25 protein-coding genes, 2 tRNA genes and 1 pseudogene are annotated in these 26,301 nt (G+C 68.3%); 22 read left to right on the top strand and 6 right to left on the bottom strand.

Annotation, left to right across the window (positions count from 1 at the left end; translation table 11 throughout):
- Positions 1-44 precede the first annotated feature (44 nt).
- The 10 genes from uvrA (at position 45) to BLU02_RS03625 (ending at position 11,392) form a co-directional block, all read left to right on the top strand.
- Positions 45-2,933, top strand: coding sequence for an excinuclease ABC subunit UvrA (gene uvrA, locus BLU02_RS03670; protein ID WP_060921194.1), 2,889 nt, complete (start codon positions 45-47; stop codon positions 2,931-2,933).
- Complete coding sequence (uvrC, locus tag BLU02_RS03665) at positions 2,933-4,837, top strand: excinuclease ABC subunit UvrC (RefSeq protein ID WP_060921193.1); 1,905 nt, start codon at positions 2,933-2,935, stop codon at positions 4,835-4,837. The genes uvrA and uvrC overlap by 1 nt, the downstream gene beginning before the upstream one ends.
- A 38-nt stretch (positions 4,838-4,875) precedes the next feature.
- Positions 4,876-5,748, top strand: coding sequence for an RNase adapter RapZ (rapZ, locus tag BLU02_RS03660; RefSeq protein WP_060921192.1), 873 nt, complete (start codon positions 4,876-4,878; stop codon positions 5,746-5,748).
- Positions 5,749-5,811: 63 nt separating this feature from the next.
- The gene (whiA, locus tag BLU02_RS03655; RefSeq protein WP_060921191.1) at positions 5,812-6,789 is read left to right on the top strand and encodes a DNA-binding protein WhiA; all 978 of its coding nucleotides are present in this window, start codon (positions 5,812-5,814) and stop codon (positions 6,787-6,789) included.
- A 161-nt stretch (positions 6,790-6,950) separates the two neighbouring features.
- Entirely contained in the window at positions 6,951-7,577 is a 627-nt protein-coding gene (locus BLU02_RS03650) for a superoxide dismutase (RefSeq protein WP_060921190.1), read from the top strand.
- Positions 7,578-7,692: 115 nt separating this feature from the next.
- Positions 7,693-8,703, top strand: a complete 1,011-nt coding sequence (gap, locus tag BLU02_RS03645) for a type I glyceraldehyde-3-phosphate dehydrogenase (RefSeq protein WP_025105026.1) — start codon at positions 7,693-7,695, stop codon at positions 8,701-8,703.
- A gap of 10 nt (positions 8,704-8,713) precedes the next feature.
- A complete protein-coding gene (locus BLU02_RS03640) occupies positions 8,714-9,928 on the top strand; it encodes a phosphoglycerate kinase (RefSeq protein WP_060921189.1) in 1,215 nt (404 codons plus the stop codon).
- Positions 9,919-10,710 (top strand): triose-phosphate isomerase, encoded by a 792-nt coding sequence (tpiA, locus tag BLU02_RS03635; protein WP_025105024.1) that lies wholly within the window; start codon positions 9,919-9,921, stop codon positions 10,708-10,710. Before BLU02_RS03640 ends, tpiA begins: the two co-directional genes overlap by 10 nt.
- Before the next feature lie 80 nt (positions 10,711-10,790).
- Complete coding sequence (gene secG, locus BLU02_RS03630) at positions 10,791-11,039, top strand: preprotein translocase subunit SecG (RefSeq protein WP_025105023.1); 249 nt, start codon at positions 10,791-10,793, stop codon at positions 11,037-11,039.
- Positions 11,039-11,392, top strand: a complete 354-nt coding sequence (locus BLU02_RS03625) for an RNA polymerase-binding protein RbpA (RefSeq protein ID WP_025105022.1) — start codon at positions 11,039-11,041, stop codon at positions 11,390-11,392. Before secG ends, BLU02_RS03625 begins: the two co-directional genes overlap by 1 nt.
- A gap of 56 nt (positions 11,393-11,448) precedes the next feature.
- On the opposite strand, the gene BLU02_RS03620 is transcribed toward BLU02_RS03625, so the two are convergent.
- On the bottom strand, positions 11,449-12,516 hold the full coding sequence (locus BLU02_RS03620; RefSeq protein WP_060921188.1) for a hypothetical protein: 1,068 nt from the start codon (positions 12,514-12,516) through the stop codon (positions 11,449-11,451).
- A gap of 337 nt (positions 12,517-12,853) precedes the next feature.
- Between BLU02_RS03620 and BLU02_RS03615 the strand changes: the two are divergent.
- A pseudogene (locus BLU02_RS03615) lies at positions 12,854-13,015 on the top strand (GNAT family N-acetyltransferase); the annotation flags it as partial.
- A 469-nt stretch (positions 13,016-13,484) separates the two neighbouring features.
- On the opposite strand, the gene BLU02_RS03610 reads toward BLU02_RS03615, so the two are convergent.
- The 4 genes from BLU02_RS03610 to BLU02_RS03600 form a co-directional block, all read right to left on the bottom strand.
- On the bottom strand, positions 13,485-13,991 hold the full coding sequence (locus tag BLU02_RS03610; RefSeq protein ID WP_060921187.1) for a fibronectin type III domain-containing protein: 507 nt from the start codon (positions 13,989-13,991) through the stop codon (positions 13,485-13,487).
- Positions 13,992-14,052: 61 nt separating this feature from the next.
- A complete protein-coding gene (locus tag BLU02_RS17835; protein ID WP_255218685.1) occupies positions 14,053-14,187 on the bottom strand; it encodes a hypothetical protein in 135 nt (44 codons plus the stop codon).
- 275 nt (positions 14,188-14,462) lie between these two features.
- Complete coding sequence (locus tag BLU02_RS03605) at positions 14,463-15,533, bottom strand: tyrosine-type recombinase/integrase (protein ID WP_060921186.1); 1,071 nt, start codon at positions 15,531-15,533, stop codon at positions 14,463-14,465.
- Positions 15,534-15,674: 141 nt separating this feature from the next.
- Positions 15,675-15,745 (bottom strand) — tRNA-Gly (locus tag BLU02_RS03600).
- A 94-nt stretch (positions 15,746-15,839) separates the two neighbouring features.
- On the opposite strand from BLU02_RS03600, the gene BLU02_RS03595 reads away from it, so the two are divergent.
- From BLU02_RS03595 to clpX, 11 genes are all read left to right on the top strand, one after another.
- A tRNA-Pro gene (locus BLU02_RS03595) sits at positions 15,840-15,913 on the top strand.
- Between the two features lie 60 nt (positions 15,914-15,973).
- The gene (gene tig / locus BLU02_RS03590; RefSeq protein ID WP_060921185.1) at positions 15,974-17,452 is read left to right on the top strand and encodes a trigger factor; all 1,479 of its coding nucleotides are present in this window, start codon (positions 15,974-15,976) and stop codon (positions 17,450-17,452) included.
- A 72-nt stretch (positions 17,453-17,524) separates the two neighbouring features.
- Entirely contained in the window at positions 17,525-18,019 is a 495-nt protein-coding gene (locus tag BLU02_RS03585) for a tetratricopeptide repeat protein (protein ID WP_025105019.1), read from the top strand.
- Between the two features lie 81 nt (positions 18,020-18,100).
- On the top strand, positions 18,101-18,688 hold the full coding sequence (locus BLU02_RS03580; protein ID WP_025105018.1) for an ATP-dependent Clp protease proteolytic subunit: 588 nt from the start codon (positions 18,101-18,103) through the stop codon (positions 18,686-18,688).
- A 17-nt stretch (positions 18,689-18,705) separates the two neighbouring features.
- Entirely contained in the window at positions 18,706-19,347 is a 642-nt protein-coding gene (locus BLU02_RS03575) for an ATP-dependent Clp protease proteolytic subunit (protein WP_025105017.1), read from the top strand.
- A gap of 154 nt (positions 19,348-19,501) precedes the next feature.
- Positions 19,502-20,437: a sugar-binding transcriptional regulator gene (locus BLU02_RS03570; protein ID WP_060921184.1), complete on the top strand. Its 936-nt coding sequence runs from the start codon at positions 19,502-19,504 to the stop codon at positions 20,435-20,437.
- Positions 20,434-21,435, top strand: coding sequence for a deoxyribose-phosphate aldolase (gene deoC, locus BLU02_RS03565; protein WP_025105015.1), 1,002 nt, complete (start codon positions 20,434-20,436; stop codon positions 21,433-21,435). The genes BLU02_RS03570 and deoC overlap by 4 nt, the downstream gene beginning before the upstream one ends.
- Before the next feature lie 53 nt (positions 21,436-21,488).
- Positions 21,489-22,931 (top strand): aldehyde dehydrogenase family protein, encoded by a 1,443-nt coding sequence (locus BLU02_RS03560; protein ID WP_060921183.1) that lies wholly within the window; start codon positions 21,489-21,491, stop codon positions 22,929-22,931.
- Positions 22,928-23,779: an aldehyde dehydrogenase family protein gene (locus BLU02_RS03555; RefSeq protein WP_060921182.1), complete on the top strand. Its 852-nt coding sequence runs from the start codon at positions 22,928-22,930 to the stop codon at positions 23,777-23,779. Before BLU02_RS03560 ends, BLU02_RS03555 begins: the two co-directional genes overlap by 4 nt.
- Positions 23,780-23,882: 103 nt before the next feature.
- Positions 23,883-24,407, top strand: a complete 525-nt coding sequence (locus tag BLU02_RS03550) for a hypothetical protein (RefSeq protein ID WP_157546992.1) — start codon at positions 23,883-23,885, stop codon at positions 24,405-24,407.
- Between the two features lie 117 nt (positions 24,408-24,524).
- Positions 24,525-25,793: an ATP-dependent Clp protease ATP-binding subunit ClpX gene (gene clpX / locus BLU02_RS03545; protein WP_025105011.1), complete on the top strand. Its 1,269-nt coding sequence runs from the start codon at positions 24,525-24,527 to the stop codon at positions 25,791-25,793.
- A gap of 8 nt (positions 25,794-25,801) precedes the next feature.
- Here clpX and BLU02_RS03540 read toward each other — a convergent pair whose 3' ends face one another.
- Positions 25,802-26,299, bottom strand: a complete 498-nt coding sequence (locus BLU02_RS03540) for a GyrI-like domain-containing protein (RefSeq protein WP_060921180.1) — start codon at positions 26,297-26,299, stop codon at positions 25,802-25,804.
- Between the last annotated feature and the right edge of the window lie 2 nt (positions 26,300-26,301).

Below are 26,301 nucleotides of genomic sequence, written 5' to 3'. Positions count from 1 at the left end.
GCGTTCTCGGAGCCGATGTCCGTGGCCCCTCGTAGACTTGTTCGGTGCCCATCGTCCCCGTTGCTTCCCCAGGAAAACTCAGTGTCCGCGGCGCCCGCGTGCACAATCTCAAGAACGTCGACATCGACATCCCCCGTGACTCGCTGGTGGTCTTCACCGGCCTCTCCGGATCGGGGAAGTCGAGCCTCGCCTTCGACACGATCTTCGCCGAGGGGCAGCGTCGGTACGTCGAGTCGCTGAGCGCCTACGCGCGACAGTTCCTCGGCCAGGTCGACCGGCCGGACGTCGATTTCATCGAGGGGCTGAGCCCGGCGGTCTCGATCGATCAGAAGTCGACGAACCGCAACCCTCGGTCGACGGTCGGCACGATCACCGAGATCTACGACTACATGCGTCTGCTCTGGGCGCGCATCGGCGTTCCGCACTGTCCGGTGTGCGGGGAGAAGATCCAGCGTCAGACCGTCCAGCAGATCGCCGACCAGCTCATGGAGCTCCCGGAGCGCACCCGCTACCAGGTCGTCGCGCCGATCGTCTCGCAGAAGAAGGGCGAGTTCGTCGACCTGTTCCGGGAGCTCGGGGCGAAGGGGTACTCGCGGGCGATCGTCGACGGCGAGCTCATCCAGCTGGCCGAGCCGCCGACGCTCAAGAAGAGCTACAAGCACGACATCGCCGTGGTCGTCGACCGCCTCGTCGCCTCGCCGGACATCCTCGGACGTGTGACCGACTCGGTGGAGACCGCTCTCGGACTCGCCGGCGGTGTGGTGCAGATCAACTACGTCGACGGCGAGGGAGACGACGCCTGGCAGACCTTCTCGGAGAAGCTCGCGTGCCCCAACGGCCACGCGCTCACCCTCACCGAGATCGAGCCGCGCACGTTCTCCTTCAACGCGCCGTTCGGCGCCTGCCCCGCCTGCTCGGGCCTCGGCACCCGCATGTCGGTGGACGTCGATCTGATGCTCGGCGACGAAGACCTCTCGATCCGCGAGGGCGTCATCATCCCGTGGACCACGCAGGGCAAGGGGCTCTTCCAGTACTACGAGCGCCTGCTCGAAGGACTCTCCCGCGACCTCGACTTCTCCCTCGACACCCCGTGGCGCGAACTGCACTCCGACGTCAAGGAAGCAGTCCTGCGCGGAGAGAACTACAAGGTCACCGTCAAGTGGAAGAACCGCTACGGCCGTGAGATGCGCTATGCCTCCGGTTTCGAGGGCGTGGTGCCGTACATCGAGCGGCAGTACCTGCAGGCCGAGTCAGACACCCAGCGCAGCCGGTGGGGCGAGTACCTCCGCGAGGTCCCGTGCCCGGTCTGCAACGGCGACCGTCTCAAGCCCGAGGTGCTGGCCGTGCAGGTGCACGGTCACTCCATCGCCGAGGTCTCGCACCTGAGCCTGGCCGACGCCCGGGCCTTCATGGAGAAGCTGCACCTCACCGACCGCGAGGCCAAGATCGCCGCCCAGGTGCTCCGTGAGATCCGGCTGCGCCTCGACTTCCTCCTCCAGGTCGGTCTGTCCTACCTCAACCTCAGCCGTTCGGCCGGCTCGCTGTCGGGTGGCGAGGCCCAGCGCATCCGCCTCGCCACGCAGATCGGCTCCGGGCTGACCGGCGTGCTCTACGTCCTCGACGAGCCGTCGATCGGACTGCACCAGCGCGACAACCGGCGTCTCATCGAGACGCTGCTCACGCTGCGCGATCTCGGGAACACCCTGATCGTCGTCGAGCACGACGAAGAGACGATCGAGGCCGCGGACTGGGTGGTCGACATCGGTCCCGGCGCGGGTGTGAACGGCGGAGCGGTGGTCCACTCCGGGCCGTACTCCGCGCTTCTCGCCGACACCGACTCCATGACCGGCGACTACCTCTCGGGCCGTCGAGAGATCCCGATGCCGGCGAAGCGCCGGAAGATCGACAAGAAGCGCATGCTGAGCGTCGTGGGCGCGCGCGCCAACAACCTCCGCAACGTCACGGCGGACTTCCCGCTCGGCGTCCTCACCGCGGTCACCGGCGTTAGCGGATCCGGGAAGTCGTCCCTCGTGAACGACATCCTGTACCAGGTGCTCGCGTCGCGGCTCAACGGCGCGCGAACGGTGCCGGGCAAGCACACCCGCGTGACCGGCCTCGACAACCTCGACAAGGTCGTGCACGTCGACCAGGCGCCGATCGGCCGCACCCCGCGATCGAACCCGGCGACCTACACCGGCGTCTTCGACCGCATCCGCACGCTCTTCAGCGAGACGCCCGAGGCGAAGGTCCGCGGCTACCAGCCGGGCCGGTTCAGCTTCAACGTCAAGGGCGGACGCTGCGAGGCCTGCTCGGGTGACGGCACGATCAAGATCGAGATGAACTTCCTCCCGGACGTGTACGTGGACTGCGAGGTGTGCCACGGCAAGCGGTACAACCGCGACACCCTCGCCGTGCACTACAAGGGCAAGAACATCGCCGAGGTGCTGGAGATGCCCATCGAGGAGGCGGCCGAGTTCTTCGAGCCGATCCAGGCCATCCACCGCTACATGAAGACCCTCGTCGACGTGGGGCTGGGGTACGTCCGCCTCGGGCAGTCCGCGACCACGCTCTCCGGTGGTGAGGCGCAGCGCGTGAAGCTCGCGACCGAGCTCCAGCGCCGCAGCAACGGTCGGAGCATCTACGTGCTCGACGAGCCGACGACGGGTCTGCACTTCGAAGACGTGCGCAAGCTCCTCGAGGTGCTGAACGGTCTGGTCGACAAGGGCAACACGGTGATCGTGATCGAGCACAACCTCGACGTGATCAAGTCGGCCGACTGGGTGATCGACCTGGGTCCGGAGGGCGGGTCCGGCGGTGGCACGATCCTCGCCACCGGCACGCCGGAGCAGATCGCGCGGGTCGAGGAGAGCCACACCGGCCAGTTCCTCGCCGAGATCCTGGGTGAGGGGCGCTCTGCGCGGAAGGCCAGCTGATGGCCGACGTGCTGCCGTACAAGCCCCGGGCGGGCGAGATCCCGACCGACCCGGGGGTGTACCGCTTCCGCGACGCCAACGGCCGGGTGCTGTACGTCGGGAAGGCGAAGAACCTCCGTCAGCGGCTGTCGAACTACTTCGCTCCGCTGCGGACGCTGCATGAGCGCACGCGTCGGATGGTGACGACGGCGGCGTCGGTGGAGTGGACGGTCGTGCCCACCGACGTCGACTCCCTCCAGCTCGAGTACATGTGGATCAAGGAGTTCGATCCGCCGTTCAACGTCAAGTACCGGGACGACAAGTCGTACCCGTTCATGGCCGTGACGCTGGGCGACGAGGCGCCGCGCGTGCTCGTGACTCGGAACCGGAAGATCCCGGGGGCCCGCTACTTCGGTCCCTATCCGAAGGTCTGGGCGGTGCACGAGACCATCGACCTGATGATCAAGGCATTCCCCATCCGCACCTGCAGCGACGCGAGCTACAAGCGTGCGATGCAGACGGGCCGCCCGTGCTTCCCCGGGCAGATCGGCAAGTGCGGCGGGCCGTGCTCGATGACGGTGTCGATCGAGGAGCATCGCGCCATGGTCGACGATTTCGTCGCGTTCATGGCGGGCGGTGACGAACGCTTCACGCGCGAGCTCACGCAACGCATGCTCGCCGCGTCGGCGGCGATGGACTACGAGGCGGCCGCGAAGTTCCGGGACAAGCTCTCCGCGATCGAGGCCGTGCTCGGCAAGAGCGCCCTCGTGCTGCCGGCGGACGAGGACGCCGACCTGTTCGGCATCGCCGAGGACGAGCTCGCGGCCGCGGTGCAGCACTTCGTCATCCGCGGCGGTCGTGTTCGAGGGGTCCGGGCCCTGACGATCGAGAAGGAGATCGACATCTCCGGCGGGGAGCTCGTGGAGCAGGTCCTCCAGCAGGCTTACGGGGAGGCGCAGGACGTGCCGCGCCGCATCCTCGTCCCGGTGCTTCCCGACGACGCCTCCGAGCTGGAGGTGTGGTTGCGTGAACGTCGAGGCCGGAAGGTCGAGATCGCGGTGGCGCACCGCGGCCAGCGGGCCGACCTCATGCGCACGGCTACCCTGAACGCCCAGCAGGCGCTGATCAGGCACAAGACGCGTCGGACGAGCGACTACGTCGCGCGCACGCAGGCGCTGACCGACCTGCAGGAAGCGCTGGGCATGGAGGAGGCGCCGCTCCGGATCGAGTGCTTCGACATCTCGCACCTCGGGGGAACGAACGTGGTCGCTTCCATGGTCGTGTTCGAGGACGGGCTGCCCCGCAAGGACCAGTACCGCACCTTCAACATCGCGGAGACCACGGACGACACCGACTCCATGTACCAGGTGCTGCGGCGTCGGCTGGCCTACCTCGACCGCCCGGAGGAGCAGGAGACCGTCGACCCGACCACCGACGAGGTGGTCGCGGAAGACGTCGGCGAGGCGGGTGTGCGCCGGAAGCCCCGGTTCGCCTACCCACCGCAGCTGCTGCTCGTGGACGGAGGGCAGCCCCAGGTCGAGGCCGCTGCCCGAGCCCTCCGCGACTCCGGACACACCGAGATCGCCGTCTGCGGCATCGCCAAGCGCCTGGAGGAGATCTGGCTTCCGGGAGACGATTTCCCCGTCATCCTCCCGCGGACCAGCGAATCTCTCTACCTGCTCCAGCGGCTCCGCGATGAGGCGCATCGATTCGCCATCACGCACCAGCGGAAGAAGCGCAAGAAGGACATCACGACGGTGCTCGCCGAGGTGCCCGGTCTGGGTGCGTCGCGGATCAAGGTCCTGCTGAAGCACTTCGGCTCGGTCACGGCGCTGCGCTCCGCCGAACCCCACCAGATCCAGGAGGTCCAGGGGATCGGACCGGTGCTGGCCCAGAACATCCATACGCACCTGTCCACTCGCTAGGCTGGGAGGCCGAGGGGGAGAAGGAGCAGTGAGTAGCGATGTCTGACGGGGAGAAGGGCGAGTTCCTCATCGTCACCGGGATGTCCGGCGCGGGGCGCACCACGGTGGCCAATGCGCTCGAGGATCTCGGCTGGTACGTCGTGGACAACCTGCCGCCGCAGATTCTTCGTCCGCTGCTCGACCTCACCGGCATGGGCGGGGATTCGCTGCCGAAGGTCGCCGCGGTGGTCGACGTCCGCGGTCGCAACCTCTTCGACGACTTCCCCGAGGTGGCGCGTGTGCTGCGCACCCGGGGATCGATCCGCGTGCTGTTCCTCGATGCGTCCGACGACGTCCTCGTCCGTCGGTTCGAGGCGGTGCGTCGCCCCCACCCGCTCCAGGGCGATGGGACGCTTCTCGACGGCATCCGCACCGAGCGCACCCGGCTGGCGCCGATCCGCGAGGCCGCAGACCTCGTGATCGACACCACGGCGTTGAACATCCATCAGCTGGCGACGAAGGTGTCCGACATCTTCTCCGAGGAGGGGGAGGCGCGGCACCGGGTCACGCTGCTCAGCTTCGGATTCAAATACGGGCTCCCCACCGACGTCGACGTCGTCGCCGACATGCGGTTCCTGCCGAACCCGTACTGGAACGAAGACCTCCGCGGACTCACGGGGCAGGACGAGACGGTACGGGAGTACGTGCTCTCCCGCGACGGTGCGGAGGAGTTCCTCGACGCCTACGCGAAGGCTCTCGTCCCCGTCCTCGAGGGGTACCAGCGCGAGAACAAGAGCCACTCCACGATCGCCATCGGGTGCACGGGCGGCAAGCACCGTTCTGTCGCCATGTCCGAGGAGCTCGCCCGTCGACTGGCGGGAATCCCGGGCGTCGCGGTCAACGTCCGCCACCGCGACCTCGGCAGGGAATAGGCCCCCGAGCGAGTAAGCTGGAGGTTTGCGTCGCGACCCGGCGCGTGAACGTGAAGGAGTCTCGTGGCACTAACCACCGACGTCAAGGCTGAGCTCGTCAGCATCCGCAATGCACCCCCCACGGTGCGCGTCGCTGAGGTGACGGCCATCCTCCGGTTCGCCGGTGGTCTGCACTCCATCGCCGGCCGTGTGGCGGTGGAAGCGGAGGTCGATGCCGAGACCCTCGCCCGCCGTGTGGCCCGTGACCTCGCCGAGATCTACGGCGTCCGTCCGGAGATCGCCCAGGTGCAGTCGAGCACCGCCAACGACGGCGCCCGCTGGGCCGTTCGGGTCATCGCGCAGGGGGAGACCCTGGCCCGCCAGACCGGACTGCTCGACCAGCGTCGCCGCCCGGTCCGCGGACTCCCGAACCGCCTCACAACGGGTTCCCGTGCGGAGGTCGCCGGTCTCTGGCGCGGGGCGTTCCTCGCCGCGGGGACGCTCAGCGAGCCGGGCCGCTCCGCCATGCTCGAGGTCGCCTGCCCGTCGTCCGAGGCGGCCATGGCGCTCGTGGGTGCCGCTCACCGTCTCGGCGTCGCCGCGAAGGCCCGCGAGGTCCGCGGGCTTCCCCGCGTCGTCGTCCGCGAGGGCGAGGCCATCCGCACCATCCTCAGCGAGATGGGCGCCCAGCGCACCGCTCTCGCCTGGGAGGAGCTGCGACAGCGCCGCGAGGTGCGCGCCGGCGTCAACCGTCTCGTCAACTTCGACGACGCGAACCTCCGCCGTTCCGCGCAGGCCGCCGTGGCGGCGTGCGCCCGTGTCGAGCGCGCTCTCGAGATCCTGGCCGACGAGGTGCCCGACCACCTCCGTGTCGCCGGCGAGCTCCGCCTCGCGCACCGCGATGCCAGCCTCGACGAGCTGGGACACCACGCCGACCCTCCGCTCACCAAGGACGCCGTGGCCGGCCGCATCCGCCGCCTACTGGCGATGGCGGATAAGCGTGCCCAGCAGGAGGGCATCCCGGGGACCGAGGCCGCCGTCCCCGCCGGGCTCGACGTCTGACCCGGGTGACGCCGCCCTGGACGGCGTGTCAACCCCCGGAAGGATCCGGACACCCGAGGCGTTGTCGTCAGTAGGATGAAAGTCGTCCGCTCTCCGTCGCACATCGGCGACGCGGAGCATCGGCAAGCGCCGCGGCGCGGCGCGGATTGGATGAATGCGATATGGCAACCTACACGCTCCCCGACCTTCCCTACGACTTCGCCGCTCTCGAGCCGCACATCAGCGGCAAGATCATGGAGCTGCACCACGACAAGCACCACGCGACCTACGTCGCGGGCGCCAACACCGCGCTGGAGCAGCTGGCCGAGGCCCGCGAGAGCGGCAACCTCGCGAACGTGAACAAGCTCGAGAAGGACCTCGCGTTCAACCTCGGCGGGCACGTCAACCACTCGATCTTCTGGACCAACCTCTCGCCGAACGGCGGCGGCCAGCCCGAGGGCGAGCTCAAGGCGGCCATCGACGAGTACTTCGGCTCCTTCGAGAAGTTCCAGGCGCACTTCACCGCCGCCGCCACCGGGATCCAGGGTTCCGGCTGGGCCGTCCTGAGCTGGGACTCGATCGGCTCGCGCCTCATCATCCAGCAGCTCTTCGACCAGCAGTCGAACGCCGCGCAGGGCACCATCCCGCTGTTCCAGCTGGACATGTGGGAGCACGCCTTCTACCTCGACTACCTCAACGTGAAGGCCGACTACGTCAAGGCCGCGTGGAACATCGCCAACTGGGAGAACGTCGCCCAGCGCCTCGAGGTCGCCCGTCAGCAGACGAACGGCCTGCTGGTACTGTCGTAATCGGGTCGCGTCCCGGCGGGCCCAGGGCTCGTCGGGGCGCCATCTCAGCCAAAAAACCCGCGCATGGCGCACGCTCGACGGCGGCGCTCGGCGCATGAGAAACAGGGAGACCTGAGTGTCTGTCAAGATCGGTATCAACGGCTTCGGCCGCATCGGACGCAACTACTTCCGCGCAGCTCTCGCGCAGGGAGCAGACCTTGAGATCGTCGCGGTCAACGACCTCACCGACAACAAGACCCTGGCACACCTGCTGAAGTACGACTCGGTCAGCGGCGTCCTCGACGCCGAGATCACGTACGACGACGACAGCATCACCGTCGACGGCAAGGAGATCAAGGCCTTCGCAGAGCGTGACCCCGCCAACCTCCCGTGGGGCGAGCTGGGCGTGGACATCGTCATCGAGTCCACCGGCTTCTTCACCAACGCCGACGCCGCGCGCAAGCACATCGACGCCGGTGCGAAGAAGGTCCTCATCTCGGCTCCGGCCACGGGTGACGACCGCACCATCGTCATGGGCGTGAACGAGGAGACGTACAACCCGGAGACGGACCACATCATCTCCAACGCCTCCTGCACGACGAACTGCCTCGCGCCGCTGGCCAAGGTGTTCAACGACGCCTTCGGCATCGACCGTGGCTTCATGATGACGGCCCACGCCTACACCGCCGACCAGAACCTGCAGGACGGTCCGCACAAGGACCTCCGCCGCGCCCGCGCCGCCGCGATCAACATCACGCCGGCCTCGACGGGTGCCGCGAAGGCCATCGGCCTCGTCCTCCCGGAGCTGAACGGCAAGCTCAGCGGCTCCTCCTACCGCGTGCCGGTTCCCACGGGCTCGATCGTCGACCTGACGCTCATCACGGACCGCGAGAACCTCACGGTGGACGAGGTCAACGAGGCCTACAAGAAGGCTGCGGCCGAGGGTCGTCTGGCCGGGTACCTGCAGTACAACGAGGACCCGATCGTGTCGAGCGACATCGTGCACAACCCGCACTCGTCGATCTTCGATTCCACGCTCACCAACGTCAGCGGCAACCTGATCAAGGTCTCGAGCTGGTACGACAACGAGTGGGGCTACTCCAACCGTCTCGTCGACCTGACCGAGTACGTCGCCGAGCGCATCTGAGCTCCGACACATGACTCTGCGCACCCTGGACTCACTGGGTTCGCTCGAGGGCAAGCGCGTCATCGTCCGTTGTGATCTGAACGTCCCCCTGCGGGACGGGATCATCACGGACGATGGCCGTGTCCGCGCCTCGCTGCCGACCCTGAAGACCCTCATCGACGCGGGCGCCCGCGTCGTCGTCTGCTCGCACCTCGGCCGTCCCGACGGCGCCCCCGACCCGCAGTACAGCCTCGAGCCGGTCGCCCAGCGACTGTCCGAGCTGCTCGGCGCGCCGGTCGCCTTCGCGGGCGACACGGTCGGCGAGGCCGCGAAGGATGCCGTGGCGTCCCTCGAGAACGGCCAGGTCGTCGTGATCGAGAACCTCCGGTTCAACCCCGGGGAGACCTCGAAGGACGACGCCGAGCGTGGTGCCTTCGCGGCGCAGCTCGCGGAGCTGGGCGACGTGCTCGTCTCCGACGGCTTCGGCGTCGTGCACCGCAAGCAGGCGAGCGTCTACGACCTCGCGAAGCTGCTGCCCTCGGCGGCCGGCCTCCTGATCGCGACCGAGCTCGACGTGCTCGACCGCCTGACGGAGAACCCGGAGCGTCCGTACGCGGTGGTGCTCGGTGGGTCCAAGGTCAGCGACAAGCTCGGAGTCATCTCCCACCTGCTGCCGCGGGTGGACCGCATCCTCGTCGGCGGTGGCATGCTCTTCACCTTCCTGAAGGCGCAGGGTCATGCCGTCGCGTCGAGCCTCCTCGAGGAGGACCAGCTCGATACCGTCCGGGGCTACATCGCCGAGGCGGCCGAGCGCGGCGTGGAGCTCGTGCTCCCCACCGACGTGGTCGTCGCCGCGTCCTTCGGCGCCGACGCGGACTACGAGGTGGCCGCCGCGGACGCGATCGAGGAGACGGCGTTCGGCTCGTCGGGCATCGGCCTGGACATCGGGCCGGAGACCGCGGCGCGCTTCGCCGAGGTCATCCGCGGATCGAAGACGGTGTTCTGGAACGGCCCGATGGGTGTGTTCGAGTTCCCCGCCTTCGCCGCGGGTACCAAGGCGGTCGCGCAGGCGCTGACCGAGGTCGACGGCCTGAGCGTCGTCGGCGGCGGCGACTCCGCCGCAGCCGTCCGCCAGCTGGGATTCACCGACGACCAGTTCGGGCACATCTCGACCGGCGGCGGCGCATCCCTCGAATTCCTCGAGGGCAAGAAACTACCTGGGCTGGAGGTCCTCGGATGGGCGTGAGCTCCCGTACCCCGCTGATCGCGGGCAACTGGAAGATGAACCTGGACCACCTGCAGGCGGTGGCGTTCGTGCAGAAGCTGCACTGGACGCTGAAGGACGCCAAGCACGAGGACGGATCCGTGGAGGTGGCGGTCTTCCCGCCCTTCACGGACATCCGCAGCGTGCAGACGCTGATCGATGCTGACAAGATCCCGTTCGCGTTCGGTGCACAGGATGTCTCGGCGCACGACTCCGGTGCGTACACGGGCGAGATCTCCGGGGCGTTCCTGGCGAAGCTCGACGCGAAGTACGTCATCATCGGACACTCCGAGCGTCGCGAGTACCACGCGGAGTCCGACGAGATCGTGGCCGGCAAGGTGAAGGCTGCGCTCAAGCACGGCCTCTCCCCGGTGATCTGCGTCGGCGAGACGGCGGAGGACCTGGAGAAGTTCGGTGCCAGCGCGGTTCCGGCCGGACAGCTCGAGGCCGCCCTCCAGGGCGTCTCCCCGTCGGCTGACATCGTCGTGGCGTATGAGCCCGTCTGGGCCATCGGGTCGGGCCAGGCGGCCACTCCGCAGCAGGCGCAGGACGTCTGCGCGGCGCTCCGCGGTGTGATCGCGAAGGTCCTCGGTGACGAGGCGGCGGCCCGCACCCGCATCCTCTACGGCGGCTCGGTCAAGGCGGCCAACATCGCCAGCTTCATGCGCGAGCCCGACGTGGACGGCGCTCTGGTCGGCGGCGCGAGCCTCGTCGTCGACGAGTTCGCGGCGATCATCCGCTTCGAGAAGCACGTCGGCGTGTGAGTGCGGCGGGGCTCCGGCCCCGCTGCACCGTATACTTGACCGTTACGGGGGCGCTCCGGCCCCAGCGAAAGGCTCTTTCCGTGGCAATTCTCGAGTTCGTCCTGCAGGTCGTGCTGGGCATCACCAGCGTCCTGCTGACTCTCCTCATCCTCTTGCACAAGGGTCGCGGCGGCGGCCTGTCCGACATGTTCGGCGGCGGCATGACCACTGCGGTCGGCTCCTCCGGTCTCGCGGAGCGGAACCTGAACCGCTTCACCGTCGTCCTGGCGCTCACGTGGTTCATCGCCATCGTGGCGCTCGGCCTCATCACGAAGTTCGAGGTGATCTGATGGCTACCGGTGGAAACGCGATCCGCGGTACCCGTGTCGGTTCCGGTCCCATGGGGGAGCAGGACCACGGCTACCACGCCGACCGCATCGCGGTGTCGTACTGGGACGGTCTCGGCAACGAGACTGTCCGCTACTTCGCCGCCGGTCTCCCCGAGGAGGAGATCCCGGAGATCATCGACCACCCGCAGTCCGGTCTTCCGGCCGGGCGCGACAAGGAGAACCCTCCTGCCGTCGCCAAGGCTGAGCCGTACAAGACGCACCTGGCATACGTGAAGGAGCGTCGCACGGACGAGGAGGCCGTCCAGCTCCTGGAGGACGCCCTCACCCAGCTCCGCGAGCGTCGGGGTCAGTGACCGCCGACTGAGCGAGAGGAGAAGCCGCCGTGATGATCACGGCGGCTTCTTCCGTCTCAGCGGCAGCCGGCCGCGGCGTCGATGTAGTTCTGCGGGGGATACCCGTAGGCCCATACGCCGTTGGCGTCGTCCGTGAAGCCCATGCTGATGGCCCAGGCCGTCGCCCACTTCTCGATGCTGTCCTGGGTGGATGAGTCGTACATGTCCTGACATTTGACGCTGATGGCGTGGCCCACCTCGTGGGCGACGAGCGCCTTGCTGCGTTCCGCGGGCCACTGCTCCGCGACCGAGTCGGACAGCTCGATGACTGCGCGTCCCGGTGTGTCCCACCACCAGGTCGTGTAGCCGCCCATACTGCCGTTGTATCCGGCGCCGTTGACGACGGGGGCCCAGTCGAACTCCAGCAGGACCCCGGGAGCGAGTGAGCGGGCGAAGGCCTCGATCTCGAGTCGAGCGTTCCGCAGCGGACCCGCCTTCTCCGCCATCTCCTCCGCCTCGGTCGCCACGACCTGCGCGGCCGCCTCCTGCAGTGCGACGTAGACGGAGGCGGTGGCGTCATCGACGGCGGTCACGGCCGAGGCGTCCGCGGCTGCGGCGCGCAGGGCGATCACGGCGTCGTTGCGGGCGGAGAGGTGCCCGGCCTCGAAGGTATCCGCGGCGCTTCCGGCTGCCGTGACGACCGCGATTCCGCTCTCGGAGACGGCGATCCGGCCGTCGGCGGCGTCGGTGGAGGCCTTCCTCAGGTCGTCGACGAGGTCCTCCACCCGTTCCTGGTCCGCGTGGAGTTCCGCCGTGGCTCCGAAAAGCTCCCAGAACCACGACGGCTTCTTTCCGCTCTGTGGAGGCGTCGCCGCGGCGACCTTCTCGACCTCGGCGCCGATCGCCTCACCGTCGGCGACGGCAGACATCAACGAGTCCCAGGCGTCATCGGGCACGGGGAGGCTGGTGTCCCCGGTGTCGAGGATCACGTGTCCCGCGTCGGTCGATTCGACGAGTTCTCCGTAGCGGTGATCGACCTCCGTGCTCTGCGCCTGGAAGCTGCGCGAGGCCGTCTCGAAGTCGCTCCGGGCGTCGTCATAGCCGAGGTCCGCGGACACCTGCGCGGTGGCCAGGCCGCCGACCACGACGAATCCGCCGAGGAGGCCGACGACGACCCGACGGCGGGGGCGACGACGTTCTCCGCTCCCGGTGCTCGTAGCGTGGGAGGGTCGTGCATCCCGAGGTTGTGACAGCACGCTCGGCAGGTGGTGTCCACCGTGCGGTGGGCTCTGCGGCGCGACAGGTCCGGAGGGGAGCGCATCCGTCACGACATATCCATTCGCTCGGGCCTTCCGGTCGGGGACTGCGTGTATCTGCTGTCAGCGTATTGGACGCAGCGGGTCCCCGTCGCGGGGCGTGGGACTGCCAGGATGAGCGCATGCCAGGCGTGACGGTGCGGACGATGACCGTGGACGAGGCGAGGGACTGGGGCGCGGCCTGCTCGCGGCGGCGGAGCACGCGGCACGCGCTGCGGGCGCGACGGCGCTCGAGCTCAACGTCTTCGGCGGGAACCGGACGGCGATCGGGATGTACGAGACGGCGGGCTACGAGGCGGTCACGCAGCAGACGCGGAAGCAGCTCTGATCGGGGCGAGGCTGCGCGGAAGGAGAGGGGGTGACGGGAATCGAACCCGCGCAATCAGTTTGGAAGACTGATCCTCCGCCTTCGAAGCTCTGCCGGAAGCCTTGTAAATCCAGAAATGAGAGACAACTCCCGAGCCCTAGCCTACGGCCCAGGAGCCGCAGGTTTGTCCATAGATTGTCCGCGGATCGTCCGGCACGCGCCTACCCCGCTTCGGTGAGGAAGCGGGGTAGGCTGTGTGTTACTTGATGAGAAGCCAGAAGATGACGATGTAGGCGATGGGCTGTTCGAGCAGCCGGTTCACCTCGTGCAGGATCTGGCTAGTAACGGGTTTCTCAGGCATGGTGCCTCCTGTGTTCAGTTGTCCGCAGCGGGCCGCTGCGTTACTTACACCATGCCTGAGAAATTCCGTGGATTGCCATCTCGACACGCCCACGATTCGTTACGGGACGATGCACGATTCCGGTCGGGCTCAGGTCGCGGAGACCCAGGCTCCGTTTCGATACACGTAGACCTCGGCGGGGACCCACTTGCCGTTGCGGTACACCAATACCTCTACTGGCTTCCAGGCGTTGCCTCGACGGACGTACGCACCAGAGAGCGTCCGGATGCTGATGACGCTGGACCATGGCCCCGCACCCACGCCGTTCACGCCGCGAGACCGGGCGTAGTAGACCTGGCCCGGGCGAAGGCCGGTGTAGACGTGCGTTCCGCTGGTTGCGTGGCTCATCGACTTCAGGTTCTGGTTGAAGCCGGTGTTGGTGGCCACCTGGCTCTCCCATCGGATGATCGAGGAGCCACCGTTGTCGTTGCCGGAGAAGCGGTACCGGAAGCCGGTGGGTGTGGCCTGGTCGAGCCCAACGGGGGTCGGTGCGGCGGGCACCTTCGGGATGCGGGGGAGCGCGAAGGTGCCGGAGGTCGTGGCCGCACCGATGTTGGAGTGGTTCGAGTCCCACCACCCGGAGAGGCAAAGAGCCACCCTCTTTCCGGACGTACTCCCCGGAAAGAGGGTGGCTCTTTTATTGCTCGTTATGCGCTAATCATGCTGCATTCGCGCTAACTTCACTTTCGGAATTGACGCGCTCGTACACTTCCGCCGCTGCCTCGGCAATCCGGATGGCGTACTCGATGTCCGTCGCGAATGCATGGAGCGCTATCGCGTTCAGCCGTTCCATGCGCTCCGCGTTCAGCGGTCCACGACGGAGTCGCCTGAGGGTCGCTTCCGACCGGCACGTCTGGCATCGGCAGCCGTGCCCATACGCCGTGACAGCCGTCTTCCCAGTGCGTGGGCAGAAGACCGTGGAGGAGACCTTCCGGGCCTGCACCCTCGCACCGAGCTTGCGACGGCGAGCATCGGAGCGCGCGGAGTTGAAAGCACGGCACGCATCGCACCGGCAGCCGCGGTTGTATCCCGTCGCGCACGACAGTCCGGTCCGGGGGCAACGCTCTTTCACGACGCCCTGGAGATCTTCTTGATGAGCATGTCCACGTTCTCCACGGCCTCGGCGTGCTGCCTCTGGCTGGTGTGCATGTAGCGCCGCGTCGAGGTCGCGGAGGCATGTCCGGCGCGCTGCTGGACCACCTTCTCGGACGCCCCGGATTCGGCCACCAGCGACAGGGAGATGTGACGGATGTCGTGGATGTGGAAGTCCTCATAGCCCGCGGCCTCGCACGCCTCGTTCCAGACGCGCTGGAGGGTGGCCCGCGGGAGCCGGTACGCGCGCTCTCCGGGGAACAGGGGAGTGTCACCGATGCCGGGCGGGAGAGTGGCAAGGGCGTCCCGGCCACGCTCCAGGAGCTGAATGCGCTTCTTCTGGCCGGTCTTGGTGGAGGCGGTGAAGCCCTCCTTGGTCTTCTGCCTGGTGGAGCTGACGAAGCCGTGGCGGACGTCGGACCAGTTGAGGGCCACCAGCTCCCCGATCCGGAAGTGGCCAGCGAACATCACGTTCAGCGCGGGGTGGTAGAACTCGGGCACGTGCTCCAGGACCGCGTCGAAGTCCTGGACCGTCCAGTCGGGGCGCTGCTTGGATGCGTCGGCTCCGGCGTTCTTGATCTTGACCGGCGAGACGGCCAACAGGTCCCACTCCACGGCCTGCTCGAAGAGGCCCTTGATGAAGTAGTAGGCATTCCTCCGGTTGACCGGGCGGTGGGCGTGCCTGGCCCACCATGTATCGACCGTGCGCCGCGTGATCTGGTTGAGCTTCTTCACGCCGAACGTCGGGAGGATGGTCGTCTTCAACAGGCTCAGGTAGTTCTTGTACTGGCCGTAGCTGACTTGCTTCTCCTTGAACGCCAGGTACTCCTTGGCGAAGTCCGAGAAGCGGACGTTGCCCTTGCGCTCGTCGTGGAAGACGCCCTTGTCGAGGTCCGCGAGGATGCCTCTTAATAGCGTCTCCGCCTGCTTCCTCGTCGCGGGCCGGATGACCTTCGACCCGCGCCCTCCATCGGGCGTTGACCACTTCAGTTGGAACCCGTCCTTGTAGGGGGTAACCGTCCCGGTGCCGTGCGCTCTCTTCGCCATGAAGCTCTCCATGATCGTTGTACGCCGGAGAGCAGGTGCTGAGAAAGGATTGTCCACACGTTGTCCACGGACGCCTCTCGACTCCAGCGAGGAGAGGCCGTCAAGCCTGGAACGTCAACGCCCCGTAGGGCTTCTGAGGAGAGGGGGTGACGGGAATCGAACCCGCGCAATCAGTTTGGAAGACTGAGACTCTACCATTGAGCTACACCCCCGGAACCGGAGTCCGGACTCCATCGATCATAGCGGACGGTCGGGCGTGCTCCTGTCCGTTAGACTCGATGGGGCTGAATCTGCGTGCGGATTCCCCGGGGCGTAGCTCAGCTTGGTAGAGCGCCCGCTTTGGGAGCGGGAGGTCGCAGGTTCAACTCCTGTCGCCCCGACTCGACCCCACGACCTTCCAGCCGCGTTCTGCGCGGAAACCACAAGGAGAACACACCAGCATGGCGAACAGCACCGTCGAGAAGCTGACCCCGACCCGGGTCAAGCTCACCATCACGGTCACCCCGGACGACCTCAAGCCCAGCATCGCGCACGCCTACGAGCACATCGCGCAGGACGTCCAGATCCCCGGCTTCCGCAAGGGCAAGGTGCCCGCTCCGATCATCGACCAGCGCATCGGCCGCGGCGCCGTCATCGAGCACGCCGTCAACGAGGGCCTGGACAAGTTCTTCCGCGAGGCGACCGCCGAGCACAAGCTCCGCATCGTCGGCCGTCCGTCGGCCGAGATCACGCAGTGGCCGAGCGAGAAGGACTTCTCGGGCGACCTCCTCGTCGACGTCGAGGTCGACGTGCGCCCGGAGATCGAGCTCCCCGACTACGCGGGCATCACCCTCGAGGTCGACGCCGTGGAGGCCGACGAGGCCGCCCTCGACGCCGAGCTGGAGAACATGCGCGCCCGCTTCGGCACGCTCATCCCCGTCGACCGCCCCGCGGCCAAGGGCGACTTCGTCGAGCTGGACCTCGTCGCCACCATCGACGGCGCCGAGATCGACCGCGCCGAGGGTGTCTCGTACGAGATCGGCTCCGGCGAGCTCCTCGAGGGCATCGACGACGCGATCGAGTCGCTCACCGCCGGTGAGGACACCACCTTCCGCTCCGCCCTCGTCGGCGGCGACCACGCCGGCAAGGAGGCGGAGGTCTCCGTCAGCGTCAAGGCCGTCAAGGAGCGCGAGCTTCCCGAGGCCGACGACGAGTTCGCGCAGATCGCGAGCGAGTTCGACACCATCGCCGAGCTGCGCGACAGCCTGCGTGAGCGCGTCGAGCAGCAGGGCGTCTTCACGCAGGGCTCCGCCGCCCGCGACAAGCTCGTCGAGACGCTTCTCGCGCAGATCGAGATCCCGGTCCCGCCGCAGCTCATCGAGGACGAGGTGCACAACCACCTCGAGGGCGAGGGTCGTCTCGAGGACGACGTGCACCGCGCCGAGGTGACCGAGGCCAGCGAGAAGCAGTTCCGCACGCAGGTGCTGCTCGACACGATCGCCGAGCAGGCCGACGTGCAGGTCTCGCAGGAGGAGCTCTCGCAGTACCTCATCCAGTCCGCCGCGCAGTACGGCATGGCGCCGCAGGAGTTCGTCGAGGCGCTGCAGTCCTCGAACCAGCTCCCCGCTCTGGTCGGCGAGGTCGCCCGGAACAAGGCGCTCGCGATCGCGCTGGGCAAGGTCAAGGTCGTGGACACCAACGGCAAGGCCGTCGACCTCTCCGACTTCGTCGTGACCGACGACGAGGCCGAGTCCGAGGACGAGAAGCCCGCCGAGGCCGAGGAGAAGCCGGCCGCGAAGAAGAAGGCTCCCGCCAAGAAGGCGGCCGCCAAGAAGGACGCCGACGCGGACGAGAAGCCCGCTGCGGAGAAGAAGCCCGCCGCCAAGAAGCCGGCGGCGAAGAAGGCTCCGGCCAAGAAGGACGCCGACACCGCCGAGTGATCGGCGCGGTCGAGTGAAGAGGGCGGGTGCTGCGGCATCCGCCCTCTTTCTCATCGAGGGAAGGGCGACGGGATGACGAGCTGGGACGACCGCATCGAGCAGGTGTGGGCGGAGGCCTCCGGAGAAGAGGTCGGCGACGAGACGATCGCGCGCATCGACGCCCTCGCCGCCGAACGGGGTGCGGACGACGCGAGGGCCGAGTTCGAGCGCGCCGGTGCTCGCGATTCCGCCGGGCGCCCGGCGGAGGCCGTGGAGCTGTACCGCCGCGCCCTGGCGCTCGGCCTCGACGAGGAGCACCGCCCGCAGTGCGTGATCCAGCTCGCGAGCTCGCTGCGCAACCTCGGTGACTACGACGAGGCGCTGAGGGTGATCCGCGCCGAGGAGGAGATCGCGGCGGACGGGCCGTATCGCGACGCGGTCGCAGTGGTGCACGCCCTCATCCTCGCGAGTGCCGGCCGGCCCGCGCAGGGCCTGTCGGTGGCCATCCTCGCCCTCGTCCCGCACCTGCCGCGCTACCACCGGTCGATGACGGCGTACGCGCACGAGATCGCCGGCAGCGACACCTGATATGCCGACGGCGAACACGACCTAGGGGCTGTGCGCGCGCCGGTAGATTCGAATCACTGAAACACGGAAGCAGGAGCTGACATGGCTGAACCCCTCGTCGCGACAAGCGTCTTCGACAGGTTGCTGAAGGACCGCATCATCTGGCTCGGCTCGGAGGTGCGAGACGACAACGCCAACGAGATCTGCGCGAAGATCCTCCTTCTCGCCGCCGAAGACTCCGAGAAGGACATCTACCTCTACATCAACTCGCCGGGCGGCTCGATCACCGCGGGCATGGCGATCTACGACACGATGCAGTTCGTGCCGAACGACATCGTCACCGTCGGCATCGGCATGGCCGCGTCCATGGGCCAGCTGCTGCTGACGAGCGGCACCAAGGGCAAGCGCTACATCACGCCGAACGCCCGCGTGCTGCTGCACCAGCCGCACGGCGGCTTCGGCGGCACCGCGAGCGACATCCAGACCCAGGCGCAGCTCATCCTGTCGATGAAGAAGCGCCTCGCCGAGATCACCGCGTCGCAGACCGGCAAGCCCGTCGAGCAGATCAACGCCGACGGCGACCGCGACCGCTGGTTCACGGCGGAGGAAGCCCTCGAGTACGGCTTCGTCGACCACATCCGCGAGCACGCCAGCGACGTCACCGGCGGCGGCGGCACGGGCGTCGAGTAAGGATTCGAGAGGACACCATGTACACACCCACGTTCCAGTCCGCCGGAAACCTGCCCTCCAGCCGGTATGTGCTGCCGCAGTTCGAGGAGCGCACCGCCTACGGCTTCAAGCGCCAGGACCCGTACAACAAGCTGTTCGAAGACCGCGTGATCTTCCTCGGCGTGCAGGTCGACGACGCGTCGGCCGACGACGTCATGGCACAGCTCCTCGTCCTGGAGAGCCAGGACTCCGAGCGCGACATCACCATGTACATCAATTCGCCCGGTGGCTCCTTCACCGCGATGACGGCGATCTACGACACGATGCAGTACGTCGCGCCGCAGATCCAGACCGTCGTGCTCGGCCAGGCGGCCTCGGCCGCCTCCGTGCTGCTCGCGGCGGGCGCTCCCGGCAAGCGTCTCGCGCTGCCGAATGCCCGCGTGCTGATGCACCAGCCCGCAATGGGGGAGGCCGGACACGGTCAGGCCTCCGACATCGAGATCCAGGCGGCGGAGATCCTCCGCATGCGCACCTGGCTCGAGGAGACCATGGCCCGTCACACCGGCAAGCCGGTCGAGCAGGTCAACCGCGACATCGATCGCGACAAGATCCTCTCGGCCAACGAGGCGCTGGAGTACGGCATCGTCGACCAGGTGCTCACCTCGCGCAAGCGCGCGTAGTCCGCATCCGCAGAGAAGGACGCCCGTCGGATCGACGGGCGTCCTTCTCGCGTCTCCGGCGGATGTGCGCGGGAAGACGGCGCGCCTGCGCATATGAGCAGATGGGTGCGCGAACGCTGAATCCGGCCTACCCTGGAGGAGGAAGGAGGACACCGTGGAAGAAGATCTGCTCATGGTCCGGGTCGCCGAGTTGTACTACGACGAGGACAAGACGCAGGACGAGATCGGTGGCCTCCTGAAGATCTCCCGGTGGAAGGTCGGGCGCCTCCTCACGCAGGCGCGGCAGCGCGGCATCGTCCGCATCGAGATCGTCCACCCGCGCGCCCGTCGGCTCGGCCTCGAGCGCGAGCTCGTGGAGCGGTTCGGGCTCACCGACGCCGTGGTCGTCCCCTCGCCGGAGGGCGACGAGGGCACGCTGGAGCGCGTCGCTCAAGCAGCCGCCGACTTCCTGACCGCCCTTCGTCCGGTTCCGCGCACGCTCGGGGTGAGCTGGGGCAAGACCCTCCGCGCCGTGGCCGAGGCCCTGCCCGACGGCTGGGCGAACGGCGTCACCGTCGTGCAGCTCAACGGCGGTGTCAGCCTCAATCGGCGCTCAGGAGGGGCCGCGGGACTCGCGGTGACTATCGCCCAGCGAGCGTCCGGCCAGGTCTCGCTGCTGCCGAGCCCCGCGATCCTGGAGCACGTCGAGACGAAGCAGGCCATCGAAGGCGACCGCACCGTCGCGGCCGTGCTGGAGGAGGCTGCGGACGCTCAGGCGTTCCTGTTCACCGCCGGACCGTGCGATGCGACCTCCGCCCACGTCGAGAACGGCTATCTCACGGCCGCCGATGTGGAGGAGCTGGCGCGCCGCGGTGCCGTCGGCGACGTCCTCGGGCGCTACGTCGACGCCGAGGGCAACATCGTCGACCCGCAGTTGGACGCCCGCACGGTCGGCGTCTCGCTCGACCGCCTGCGCGGCGCCGCGCGGGCCATCTTCGTGACGGCGGGCCCCGCCAAGCACGACATCGCGCGCACGGTCGTGACCAGCGGCCTGTGCGGGGTCCTGGTGACCGATGAGACCACAGCACGAGCATTGTTGGAGGAACAGTGACGACGACAGAACTCAGCCGCAGGACGGCGGTGGACGTCCTCGGCGGTGAGCCGGATGACGCGACCCTCCGTCGTTTCCTGCACGGCCTCCCCGGCGTGGACGCCGTCGGGCTGGAGCAGCGCGCTGCCGGCCTCGGCACCCGCTCCATCAAGACGACGTCGAAGGCGTGGGCGCTGGACACGATCATCAAGCTGATCGACCTGACCACCCTGGAGGGTGCGGACACCCCTGGCAAGGTCCGTTCGCTCGTCGCCAAGGCGAAGAACCCGGATGCGGCGGATCCGTCCACGCCTCGGGTGGCGGCCGTGTGCGTCTACGGCGACATGGTCGCCGGAGCGGTCGAGGCTCTCGGCAGCCTGCACGGCGACCCCGACGACGGCCTCATCTCGGTCGCCGCGGTGGCCACCGCCTTCCCGAGCGGCCGGTCCTCCCTCGCGATCAAGCTCGCCGACACCGCGGAAGCGGTCGCCGCGGGTGCGGACGAGATCGACATGGTCATCGACCGCGGTGCGTTCCTGTCCGGCCGCTACGGACTGGTGTTCGATCAGATCGCTCAGGTCAAGGAGGCGTGCCGCCGTGAGGACGGTTCGTACGCCTCGCTCAAGGTGATCCTCGAGACCGGCGAGCTGAACACGTACGACAACATCAAGCGCGCCTCCTGGCTCGGCATCCTCGCCGGCGGCGACTTCATCAAGACCTCGACGGGCAAGGTGCAGCCGGCGGCGACGCTGCCGACCACGCTGCTCATGCTGGAGACGGTGCGCGACTGGTATCGCGGGACGGGGGAGCGCATCGGCGTGAAGCCCGCCGGCGGCATCCGCTCGTCCAAGGACGCGGTCAAGTACCTCGTCACCGTCGCCGAGACCGTGGGGGAGGAGTGGCTCCAGCCGCACCTGTTCCGCTTCGGCGCCTCGAGCCTGCTCAACGACGTGCTCCTGCAGCGCCAGAAGCTCACCACAGGCCACTACTCCGGCCCCGACTACGTCACGATCGACTGACTTCTTCGGCCGGTCCCTGAGCCGGTCGAAGGGCAGCAACCCAAGGGATTGAAATGAACTTCCTGGAATACGCTCCGGCTCCGGAGTCCACGGCGGTGCTGAACCTCAAGGACAGCTACGGGCTGTTCATCGACGGCGAGTTCGTCGACGGCTCCGGCACCCCCTTCCGCACCATCTCCCCGGCGACCGAGAAGGAGATCGCCGAGATCGCCTCCGCCGACGACGCGGACATCGACCGCGCCGTCGCCGCGGCCCGTCGCGCCTACGACAAGGTCTGGTCGCGCATGAGCGGCCGCGACCGGGGCAAGTACCTGTTCCGCATCGCCCGCCTCGTGCAGGAGCGCGCCCGCGAGCTCGCCGTCGCCGAGAGCCTCGACAACGGCAAGCCCATCAAGGAGAGTCGCGACGTGGACGTGCCGCTTGTCGCGTCCTGGTTCTTCTACTACGCGGGGTGGGCCGACAAGCTCGACTACGCAGGTCTGGGCGCGAACCCGCGCGCCCTGGGCGTCGCCGGGCAGGTCATCCCGTGGAACTTCCCGTTGCTGATGCTCGCCTGGAAGCTCGCGCCCGCGCTGGCGGCCGGCAACACGGTCGTGCTCAAGCCGGCCGAGACCACGCCGCTGACGGCGCTGATCTTCGCCGAGATCCTCCAGCAGGCCGATCTCCCTGCCGGTGTCGTGAACATCGTCACCGGAGCCGGGGCGACCGGTGCCGCCCTGGTCCGTCACCCGGACGTCGACAAGGTCGCCTTCACCGGCTCGACGGGTGTGGGTCGCGACATCGCCCGCGCCGTGGCAGGGACGAACAAGAAGCTGACGCTGGAGCTGGGTGGCAAAGCCGCGAACATCGTGTTCGACGACGCGCCGATCGATCAGGCCGTCGAAGGTATCGTCAACGGCATCTTCTTCAACCAGGGCCACGTGTGCTGCGCGGGCAGCCGCCTGCTGGTGCAGGAGTCGATCCACGACGAGGTCGTCGACCGGCTGAAGAACCGGCTGTCGACGCTGCGTCTCGGTGACCCGCTCGACAAGAACACCGACATCGGCGCGATCAACTCCGCCGCGCAGCTCGCCCGCATCCGCGAGCTCAGCGACATCGGCGAGGCCGAGGGCGCTGAGCGCTGGACCGCCGACTGCGCGATCCCGGAGCAGGGCTTCTGGTTCGCTCCGACGATCTTCACCGGCGTCGAGGCCTCGCACCGCATCGCCCGCGATGAGGTCTTCGGCCCGGTGCTGTCGGTCCTCACCTTCCGGACGCCCGTCGAGGCGATCGCCAAGGCCAACAACACCCCGTACGGTCTCTCCGCCGGCATCTGGTCCGACAAGGGCTCGCGCATCCTCGCCGTCGCCGATCGGCTGCGTGCGGGCGTCGTGTGGGCGAACACGTTCAACCGTTTCGACCCGTCGAGCCCGTTCGGCGGCTACAAGGAGTCCGGGTACGGCCGCGAGGGCGGTCGCCAGGGCCTCACCGCCTACCTCAAGGGAGCCGCAGCATGAGCAAGCGATTGACCGTTCCGAAGACCTACAAGCTCGCCATCGGCGGGGCCTTCCCCCGCAGCGAGTCCGGACGCACGTACGAGGTCGTCTCCCGCAAGGGCGCCTTCCTCGCCAACGCCGCCAAGGCCTCCCGCAAGGACGCCCGGGATGCGGTCGTCGCCGCGCGCGCCGCCGTGAAGGGCTGGTCGGGGGCGACGGCCTACAACCGCGGCCAGGTGCTCTACCGCGTGGCCGAGGTGCTCGAGGGACGTCGAGCACAGTTCGTCGACGAGATCGTGGCGCAGGAGGGCATCCCGTCCTCGGCGGCCACGGCGCAGGTCGACGAGGCGATCGATCTCTGGGTCTGGTACGCCGGCTGGTGCGACAAGTACGCCCAGGTGGCGGGCAACGCGAACCCCGTCTCCGGTCCGTACTTCAACATCTCGGTGCCAGAGCCCACCGGTGTGGTCGCCATCGTGGCGCCGCAGGACTCGGCGCTGCTCGGCCTGGTCTCGGTCGTCGCCCCGGCCCTCGTCGCCGGGAACACCGTCGTCGTGGTCGCGAGCGAGCAGTTCCCGCTGTCGGCGATCAGTCTCGCCGAAGTGCTCGCGACCAGTGACGTCCCCGGGGGCGTGGTGAACGTGCTCACCGGCTCGCCGGCGGAGATCGCGCCGTGGCTCGCCTCGCACCAGGATGTGAACGCCCTCGACCTCGCCGGCGCCGGTGCGCTGGAGTGGGTCGACATGCAGATGGCCGCGGCGGAGACGCTGAAGCGCGTGCTCGCCCCCGGCGACGTGGTCGCGTCGCCGGAGCGGATCGCCGCCTTCACCGAGGTCAAGACGGTCTGGCACACCAAGAGCATGGTCTGACGACACGTCACGATGACCGAGGGCCCCGTCGCGCATCGCGCGGCGGGGCCCTCGTCGTGCGACCAGCGTGCGGGCGACGCCGGTGCTGTGGTTTCATGGCGGCATGATGGCGATCTCCGGCGTCCGCGCCCGCCCCGGGCGAGTGACGCTCGTGCTGGCGGCGATCCTGCTTCTCGGCGGCTGCGCTGCGGCGCCGGCCGGCGTCGCCGCCGGAGAGCCGAAGCCGACCGTGACGCCCACCGCCGCCTGCCCGCAGGTGGACGGCGCCGAGCTTCCGCCGGAGTGTGCGCCGTACGACCCGGAACACGCGATGGAGCAGAACGACCGGCATCGTGAGCGGAAGGAGACGTCGGCCGAGGCGGGGGCGGCCGCCGAGCAGCCGGCGGCGGACCTCCGCGTGCGTCTCGAAGCGCTGCGCACGGAGAGCACGATCTCGGTGACCGCCGTCGAGGACGCCTTGCGCGAGGTCGGCCTCGTCCATCACGTCGCCCGGGGAGATGCGCGCGCGGTGGCGTTCGGGGCCGACGGTCCGGAGGGCGGCTGCGTCTTCGGGGAACTGCGTCCCGACGAGGTCCGCGTCGAGGTCGGCGGATACATCATGGACGGCGGCTGCCTCCCCGCGGAATGACGCCGGAGACTCCGTCGTCCGCCGGACCCGCCGAACGACTCGTCGCCAATGCGGCCCGGTGTCGTATGCAGCGGTTAGGCTCGAAGAACGATCCTGATCCCCCCGAGGAGGACGCGCATGGCCCGCATCGGTGAAAGCGCTGACCTGTTCAAGTGCTCTTTCTGCGGAAAGAGTCAGAAGCAGGTGCAGCAGCTTATTGCCGGACCCGGCGTGTACATCTGCGACGAGTGCGTCGAGCTCTGCAACGAGATCATCGAAGAGCGCATGGCGGAGTCGTCCGCCGAGGGGGTCGCCGAGTTCGAGCTGCCGAAGCCCCGCGAGATCTTCACGTTCCTCGAGGAATACGTCGTCGGACAGGAGCCCGCGAAGCGTGCGCTGTCCGTCGCCGTCTACAACCACTACAAGCGGGTGCGCGCGCACGGCACCCTGCAGCCCGCCGAGCAGAAGGCCGAAGAGGTCGAGATCGCGAAGAGCAACATCCTGCTCATCGGGCCGACGGGCTGCGGCAAGACCTACCTGGCGCAGACGCTCGCCAAGCGCCTCAACGTGCCGTTCGCCGTCGCCGATGCGACGGCACTGACCGAGGCGGGCTACGTCGGCGAAGACGTCGAGAACATCCTCCTGAAGCTCATCCAGGCCGCCGACTACGACGTGAAGCGCGCCGAGCAGGGCATCATCTACATCGACGAGGTCGACAAGATCGCCCGCAAGGCCGAGAACCCGTCGATCACCCGCGACGTGTCGGGCGAGGGCGTGCAGCAGGCGCTGCTGAAGATCATCGAGGGCACGGTCGCCTCGGTGCCGCCGCAGGGTGGTCGCAAGCACCCGCACCAGGAGTTCCTGCAGATCGACACCTCGAACGTGCTCTTCATCGTGGCCGGCGCCTTCGCCGGTCTGGAGGACATCGTCTCGGCGCGCGTCGGCAAGCACGGTGTCGGCTTCGGTGCTCCGCTGCACGACAAGGGCAAGGACCTCGACCTGTTCAGCGAGGTGCTCCCGGAAGACCTCCACAAGTTCGGTCTCATCCCGGAGTTCATCGGTCGTCTGCCCGTCGTGACGAACGTGTCACCGCTCGACCAGGCCGCCCTCATCGACATCCTCACCGGTCCGCGCAACGCCCTCGTCAAGCAGTACCAGCGCATGTTCGAGCTCGACGGGGTCCAGCTGGAGTTCGAGGAGGACGCGCTGCGGTCGATCGCCGACCTCGCCGTCGAGCGCAAGACCGGTGCCCGCGGACTCCGTGCCATCCTCGAGGACGTGCTTGGTCCGGTGATGTTCGAGATCCCCTCTGCCGAAGACGTCGCGAAGGTGATCATCACCCGTGCCGCCGTCGACGAGGGCGCCCCGCCCACCATCGTGATGGAGCGCAAGCGCAAGAGCGCCTGAACGCCTGCTCAGGCCACGGGCATGAGCAGGTCCGTGCGGAGCTCGTCGGGATCGACACCGGGGTCCGAGACGTAGACCTCGATCCAGACGCCGCGCGGGTGCAGCCCCGCCTCCGCCGCACGCGCGACCAGCGCCGCCCATCCGGCGCCGAGGCCGTCGTAGGAACCGAGGACGGTGGTCGCGACGGCCTTCCCCGTCGGCAGGGCCGAGGCGATGATGACGGCCCCGTCGCCCGTGGCGATCGGGTCGGAGGGTGGAGCCTGGACCGGGAAGCCGAGCTCCAGGTCGAACACGCCCATCGGATCGCCGTGGTAGATCGCGAGCGCCGGGCCGGCCGGAATCAGGGTGCCCGCAGAGAAGGCGGCACCCATCGCCGCGTATCCGGAGTCGAAGGCATCGCGGAGGTCGGCGATCCGGATGCCCTCGTGGCGGATGACGGCCAGGGGAACGGCCTCCAGCTCCAGGCTGTCTGCGGGGCCGAACGGAGCGTCAGGGAATGCGTCCATGC

Origin of the sequence: Microbacterium paraoxydans, assembly GCF_900105335.1 — a bacterium.
Taxonomy (GTDB): Bacteria; Actinomycetota; Actinomycetes; order Actinomycetales; family Microbacteriaceae; genus Microbacterium; species Microbacterium paraoxydans.
This window is presented reverse-complemented; position numbering and strand designations above follow the sequence as displayed.

Excerpts from the sequence above, each read along its gene's own strand:
- uvrC (WP_060921193.1), top strand. The coding sequence starts at position 2,933 with ATGGCCGACGTGCTGCCGTACAAGCCCCGGGCGGGCGAGATCCCGACC.
- rapZ (WP_060921192.1), top strand. The coding sequence starts at position 4,876 with ATGTCTGACGGGGAGAAGGGCGAGTTCCTCATCGTCACCGGGATGTCC.
- BLU02_RS03650 (WP_060921190.1), top strand. The coding sequence starts at position 6,951 with ATGGCAACCTACACGCTCCCCGACCTTCCCTACGACTTCGCCGCTCTC.
- BLU02_RS03640 (WP_060921189.1), top strand. The coding sequence starts at position 8,714 with ATGACTCTGCGCACCCTGGACTCACTGGGTTCGCTCGAGGGCAAGCGC.
- tpiA (WP_025105024.1), top strand. The coding sequence starts at position 9,919 with ATGGGCGTGAGCTCCCGTACCCCGCTGATCGCGGGCAACTGGAAGATG.
- BLU02_RS03625 (WP_025105022.1), top strand. The coding sequence starts at position 11,039 with ATGGCTACCGGTGGAAACGCGATCCGCGGTACCCGTGTCGGTTCCGGT.
- BLU02_RS17835 (WP_255218685.1), bottom strand. The coding sequence starts at position 14,187 with ATGGAACGGCTGAACGCGATAGCGCTCCATGCATTCGCGACGGACATC.
- BLU02_RS03605 (WP_060921186.1), bottom strand. The coding sequence starts at position 15,533 with ATGGCGAAGAGAGCGCACGGCACCGGGACGGTTACCCCCTACAAGGAC.
- tig (WP_060921185.1), top strand. The coding sequence starts at position 15,974 with ATGGCGAACAGCACCGTCGAGAAGCTGACCCCGACCCGGGTCAAGCTC.
- BLU02_RS03585 (WP_025105019.1), top strand. The coding sequence starts at position 17,525 with ATGACGAGCTGGGACGACCGCATCGAGCAGGTGTGGGCGGAGGCCTCC.
- BLU02_RS03580 (WP_025105018.1), top strand. The coding sequence starts at position 18,101 with ATGGCTGAACCCCTCGTCGCGACAAGCGTCTTCGACAGGTTGCTGAAG.
- BLU02_RS03575 (WP_025105017.1), top strand. The coding sequence starts at position 18,706 with ATGTACACACCCACGTTCCAGTCCGCCGGAAACCTGCCCTCCAGCCGG.
- BLU02_RS03560 (WP_060921183.1), top strand. The coding sequence starts at position 21,489 with ATGAACTTCCTGGAATACGCTCCGGCTCCGGAGTCCACGGCGGTGCTG.
- BLU02_RS03555 (WP_060921182.1), top strand. The coding sequence starts at position 22,928 with ATGAGCAAGCGATTGACCGTTCCGAAGACCTACAAGCTCGCCATCGGC.
- BLU02_RS03550 (WP_157546992.1), top strand. The coding sequence starts at position 23,883 with ATGATGGCGATCTCCGGCGTCCGCGCCCGCCCCGGGCGAGTGACGCTC.
- clpX (WP_025105011.1), top strand. The coding sequence starts at position 24,525 with ATGGCCCGCATCGGTGAAAGCGCTGACCTGTTCAAGTGCTCTTTCTGC.
- BLU02_RS03540 (WP_060921180.1), bottom strand. The coding sequence starts at position 26,299 with ATGGACGCATTCCCTGACGCTCCGTTCGGCCCCGCAGACAGCCTGGAG.